This window comes from Lepagella muris (genome assembly GCF_004793975.1).
In the GTDB taxonomy this organism is placed as follows: Bacteria; Bacteroidota; Bacteroidia; order Bacteroidales; family Muribaculaceae; genus Lepagella; species Lepagella muris.
The window spans coordinates 1-5,782 of the sequence record NZ_SRYB01000061.1 but is presented as its reverse complement, the minus strand read 5'-3'; the positions used below and the strand labels follow the sequence as shown (position 1 = coordinate 5,782).

The window sequence follows — 5,782 nt, the reverse complement described above, 5'->3', positions numbered from 1 at the left end:
AAACCTTAAACTATAAACTTTAAACCACTGAAGTGCAGCTTGCGAAACTTCAGTTAATTGAATTATTATAGTGAAGTTGTATAAACTTCATATTGGTAAAACAATCCGCATGTAAAAATTATTTCACACAAAATATTAATAATTAACGATATTTTAATCTAAAAATGACTTATTTGTAGATTTTAAACCATTATATTTGACTTATTTGTAGCAATATAAGGGAATATCTCCGAAAAAACGCACCTACAGATAAAATTTTAAAGCAAATGATATTTATCAAGCAGAAACTCATAGACAGGCACCATCGTCACCTCCATCCCTTTCGTATTTATGACTGAAGATTGCCCGTCGGAAAGTATGAACATACGCTTGCATCCCGTCTCCCTTGACAGTGAGACCATCCCTGCAATTTTCTCCTTCAGCATGGCTTCAGACTCCTCCTCCGGCATAATCTGAATCAATACCCTCATGCGCATATCCTTGCACACGGCAAAACTGCATGCAAGCTCCCGACTCGAATAATAGTGAACGAAATAGCCATGCCTTTGCGCTGCCCTGAGCAACTGAATGTATACAGCAGTCTCGACCCTTGCCACTATATTCTCAGCAGACACGAGGGAGACGTCGGCGGCATAAAGTTTCTCCCTGTAATTCCTGACCTTATCGAAAAGCGATAGCCTTGCAAGCCTTACGAGCAAGCATGTACGCTTAATTGACTCGACATACTTCCTGAGCGTGTTGACAGATGCCACCTCATAATGATGCAGGCTCTCCTTATAGTCCATGCTCATTGGGGTATCCCTGACGAGATTACATGCCAGGCGCTTTATCTCCGGGATTTTAGCGGCACGTAAATCATTCGGCATGTCTCTTTCCATTATTTTGGAAATAACAGGATCCGTCGACCTCCTGTGATATTTTCTTGACTGGTCAGCCGGGAAACCTCCCCTCTTCAGGAAATCCTCAAATGCAGCAGCCGCAATTCCTCGTGATACGGGGGACTGGGAATCATAATCTATACCATGCCATATACAATATTCCGAAAAGGATAGGGTAAACATGTCGGTCGTTTTCGCATTGAGACAATTCTCCGGGATTTCCCCCGAATTTATCGCCACCACCTTTATGCCCAACTCCCTAAACGAGCCTATCAGAATCTCCCACGACGGATATTTCACCACCTCATCAATTATGACCACATCAAACTGACCGTACACACCCGTCAGAATCTCAATTATGGCTGACGCCGGAATACGGTCCAATCCGTTTTGAACAGATTCCGACACGTCGATATATGCAAATCTCTTTCCCGAATCTTTTAGCTTTCTCACGATTGCCGTTGTCTTGCCTGCCCCTCTGACACCCTGCACAAAATTAACGTCTGCGTCCAAGTCAATCACCGACAGACCATGACGATGGTGATACTCCCCCTTACATATCTTATCGACGATAAGATTCTGATTCTGTATCAATTCCTTAATACCGGCATACCACATTTCCTCAGCATTTTACTATGCGCACTATGTAATATTCCCCATTGTCTTCCAGATAGTCTACCGTGAGTCCGAGGCTCTCCAACTGCGAAGCAAAGACCTTACCGTCAATCAGATGGTCGGAATGCACCGAACCGTCGTTATGACGGTGTATCCCGTTGATTGATTCCTTACTTTCCGGGAAAGCTATCACCAGACGACCTCCCGGATTAAGATTGAGCTTCACAAGCCATTCCAGAGTGTCGAACGGTCGGTCCAGATGCGGATACATGCAGTAAAGCATCATGCAGTCATACGTAGCATCTATCGTGTCTTCCTCAACGTCAATATTGAGGTAGTCAACGTTGAGGTATTGAGGGTATTTTGCGGCTGCACGCTTAAGCATCTCTTCCGAAATGTCAGCGGCATCTATATGCCCCGTCTCCCCTATCCTCTCTTCAAGATAAGGGATAAGCACGCCGGTGCCCGTGCCTACATCAAGCACTCTATCGCCCGGCTTTAAATCCGCGATATCAAGTATATGGGAGATTCTGGCGGGATTCACGTCAGTGATCTTATCCCAGTTTTCAGCCATCTCATTAAAAAATTCCCGGTTGGTCTGTTTTCCGCAAGACATAGTTCTGTTGGTTATGGTTCATTTTATGAATAACAAAATCCGGAGTTGTTTTGTTTCACGACCCGGCGATTCTCTTGAAAATCGAAAGTAATAGGAGATTGTATAAACATTATCTCACGTCACTACGTTCTAAATTTTGTAATCAAAACTTAATAAATATGACACAGAAAGAATTCAGACAAATATTGAGGGAATGCATACAAGAGTATATCGATAATTTCGACCGTTTTGATTCCGACCCACAGCTTCGGATAAATCCCCTATCTCTTGACGTGGAGCTTGTCAACGGTGCCGATATGCGTGAGGAGATTGAAGATTCAGATGAAGCTATCGAGGATGCCGCGGCAGCTCAAGGGATGGAGAATCAGGATGCCTCTGACTACCAGGCTAAACAGAATCCCGATTTTTATCCTGTGAAAAAACTTCTCCAGGCATCCGGTAATACTGATGTGCCGTCGGAGACCGCGATAGAGAGAATTGTCGTGAATTATATCAAATGACTCGGAGTCTCCCGCCGTTATTGCGACTTAGGCAATTACATTAACCAATCTTAATTATGCAAATATGAAAACTACAATTATCGCCGGCTTAGGTGGCTTTCTCGGCACTTGCCTCCGGTTTCTATCTGAGAAACTCGGAGCTCTGATATGCCACCTTTCATTTCCGCTCGGCACATTCATGGCAAACATGTTGGGATGCCTTATAATAGGACTCCTATACGGCTATCTCGACAAGACCGGAAAATTAAGCAAGACCCAGAACGCTTTATGGATCACAGGATTCTGCGGAGGTTTCACCACATTCTCCTCTTTCAGCGATGAGATGGTGGGGATGCTGAAGACGGGCGACTGCGCAATGTTCTGGTTTTATCTTTTAGTGAGTTTATTCTTCGGCATCTCAATGGTTGCACTGGGTGCCTCTGTCAATTATAAAAACACAGCGAATTCATGATGAGTCAATGATAATAGCCGGAGTCGGAGGTTTTTTCGGCACGGCATGCCGATACCTCGCAGGAATAGCCGGCAAGAAATTTTTTGGTGACAAGTATCCCGCCGGGACATTCTTCGTGAACGTTGTAGGATGTTTCATCATCGGCATTCTCGCCGGACTTTGGACACGACATGAGATGAGCGCGGAAATGAATGCCCTTCTCATCACAGGTTTCTGCGGAGGTCTCACCACGTTCTCCTCCTTCAGCCATGATGCATTTGCCATGATTCAGAAAGGTGAATGGATTAAGTTTATTCTTTATGTAGTGCCATCCGTAGCCCTCGGACTTCTCTTCGTATGGCTCGGGATGTCAATAACAGACTGACAGATAGAGAATCCTTATCATCCGACACACTCCAAAAGCCTCACACCCGGCTTTTGGAGTGTGTCTCTTTTTTCGATACCATACACACCGAATATACATTTGCGTTAAACCAAAATTTTATATAAATTTGTAGACGATAAGAAAAGACAGGAAAAGCATTGATTTAGCGACATGAAGCTCCGTTGCGTTGTCGAACATATAACTTACCAGAATCCGGAGAACGGATGGTCGGTAATGAAAGTCAAGGTCAAGGGATATGATAATCCCGTGACCTTGGTCGGCTCATTGCTTGAAGTTCCGGTGGGTAGTGTCCTGCTCGTTGACGGAGAATGGAAAGTAAACCAGCAGTATGGCAACCAGTTCGTGGCGCAATCATGGGAAGAGGTGATGCCTGCCACAATCTACGGCATTGAGAAATACCTCGGTAGCGGTCTTGTAAAAGGTATCGGACCGGTGTTTGCAAAAGCCATAGTCAACAAATTCGGTCTGGATACTATCAATGTCATAGAAAATGACATCGACCGATTGAAAGAGGTGCCGAATCTCGGAAAGAAACGTATCGACAAGATACGCGAGAGCTGGGAGAAACAGAAGGACATCAAAAATGTTATGGTCTTTCTCCAGGGATACGGGGTAAGCACCGCATACGCCGCCAAGATTTACCGTCACTACGGCAAGGAATCCATCACAAAGGTAAAGGATAATCCCTACCGTCTTGCTGACGACATTTGGGGGATCGGCTTCAAGACAGCCGACGGGATAGCCTCAAAGATGGGCTATGAGAAGAATGATCCCCGGCGATGCCGGAGCGGTCTGCTATACACCCTAAACCAGCTTGCGGAGGATGGTCATGTATATGCCGGACCGGAGCAACTTGTAGCAACGGCTCGCGAATTGCTTGAAGCCGAAGAGGAACCGATCCGACAGGCGTTGTCTGACATGATTACTGACAAGGATCTGATTCAGGATAATGAGGCGGTATATCTTCCACCCTTCTATTATGCAGAACAAGGGTCTGCTAAACGCCTTACGGAACTGTTGGCTTCAGACCAACCGCAGATTGCAGCCGAGCCGGAGACGGAATACGGCAATCGGTCTGCGGATATAGTGTATGATGATGTTCAGCTTGAAGCCATCAGACGTGCGCTTGAAACTAAGGTGATGGTGCTTACCGGCGGACCCGGCACCGGCAAGACAACGACTACAAAGGGGATAATAGAGGCTTTCAAGGCAAGGGGGAAAAAGATACTCCTTGCCGCGCCTACGGGTCGTGCAGCAAAACGCATGAGTGAGGCTACCAGTATGGAGGCGAAGACTATACACCGCCTGCTTGAATACAATCCGAAGGATGGATACAAGATCAATGACGAGAACCCATTAGACGGTGACGTGCTGATCGTGGATGAATGTTCGATGATCGATCAGATTCTTCTGTATAATCTGCTGAAGGCTGTGCCGCCGACAATGAACCTTATCCTTGTAGGCGATATCGACCAGTTGCCGAGCGTGGGTGCCGGCAACGTGCTACGCGACATCATTGATTCAAACAGGATTCCGGTGGTCAGACTTTCCAGAATATTCCGTCAGGCTCAGTCAAGCCGTATCGTGATGAACGCCCATGCCATCAATGCCGGACATTTCCCTAATATCAGCAACGGACGTGACACCGATTTCTTCTTCATCAAGGCAGAGGATGCCGAGGCTATGCCGGAGATGATTGTGAGTCTTGTCAGGGACAGGCTTTCGAGAGCATATAATCTCCCTGCGAATGAAGTGCAGGTGCTCACCCCCATGCAGCGTGGAACTGTAGGCGCATCAAACCTCAACATATTGCTCCAGCAGCGACTGAATCCAATAGGCGCGAGTCTCAGCCGTTCGGGCTACATCTACCGTCAGGGTGACAAGGTGATGCAAATCCGCAATAATTACGACAAGAGCGTGTTTAATGGCGATATCGGCTTTATAAGCAGTGTAGACGTCAATGAGAAGAGATTGACAGTGACATTCGATGGCAAACCTGTGGAATATGAGCAGTCGGAACTTGATGAGTTGACATTGGCATACGCCATAACTATCCATAAGAGTCAAGGTTCGGAGTTCCCGATTGTCGTGATGCCTGTCACGATGAAGCATTTCGTTATGCTCCAACGCAATCTGATATACACCGGCATTACCCGTGCCAAGAGAATCTGCGTACTTGTCGGCACCACCAAGGCACTCGCATACGCCATCCGAAACCAGACCGTCTCAAAGCGAAATACCCGACTAAAAGAACGGCTTAACTTCAGCAACTAACAAAAAACAGTTTCCGAAACCGCCGTTTCCGAAACGGTGGTTTCGGAAATGTATATTCAATTA

General features: G+C 46.3%; 6 protein-coding genes. 4 read left to right on the top strand and 2 right to left on the bottom strand.

All coding sequences use genetic code 11. The annotated features are described in order from the left end of the window. Positions 1 to 257: 257 nt before the first annotated feature. Both E5331_RS19915 and E5331_RS19910 read right to left on the bottom strand, forming a co-directional pair. Entirely contained in the window at positions 258 to 1,496 is a 1,239-nt protein-coding gene (locus E5331_RS19915; RefSeq protein WP_123481041.1) for an AAA family ATPase, read from the bottom strand. Between the two features lie 4 nt (positions 1,497 to 1,500). Beyond that, positions 1,501 to 2,109 (bottom strand): class I SAM-dependent methyltransferase, encoded by a 609-nt coding sequence (locus E5331_RS19910; RefSeq protein WP_123481042.1) that lies wholly within the window; start codon positions 2,107 to 2,109, stop codon positions 1,501 to 1,503. 158 nt (positions 2,110 to 2,267) lie between these two features. Here E5331_RS19910 and E5331_RS19905 point away from each other — a divergent pair, with 158 nt between their 5' ends. The 4 genes from E5331_RS19905 (at position 2,268) to recD2 (ending at position 5,719) form a co-directional block, all read left to right on the top strand. Next, positions 2,268 to 2,609 carry a hypothetical protein gene (locus tag E5331_RS19905; protein ID WP_123481043.1) on the top strand — a complete coding sequence of 114 codons (342 nt, stop codon included), beginning with the start codon at positions 2,268 to 2,270 and terminating at the stop codon, positions 2,607 to 2,609. Positions 2,610 to 2,673: 64 nt separating this feature from the next. After that, positions 2,674 to 3,060 carry a fluoride efflux transporter CrcB gene (gene crcB, locus E5331_RS19900; protein ID WP_123481044.1) on the top strand — a complete coding sequence of 129 codons (387 nt, stop codon included), beginning with the start codon at positions 2,674 to 2,676 and terminating at the stop codon, positions 3,058 to 3,060. A gap of 7 nt (positions 3,061 to 3,067) precedes the next feature. Then, complete coding sequence (gene crcB, locus E5331_RS19895; RefSeq protein WP_123481045.1) at positions 3,068 to 3,424, top strand: fluoride efflux transporter CrcB; 357 nt, start codon at positions 3,068 to 3,070, stop codon at positions 3,422 to 3,424. A 171-nt stretch (positions 3,425 to 3,595) separates the two neighbouring features. After that, entirely contained in the window at positions 3,596 to 5,719 is a 2,124-nt protein-coding gene (gene recD2, locus E5331_RS19890) for an SF1B family DNA helicase RecD2 (RefSeq protein WP_123481046.1), read from the top strand. The last annotated feature ends 63 nt before the right edge of the window (positions 5,720 to 5,782 follow it).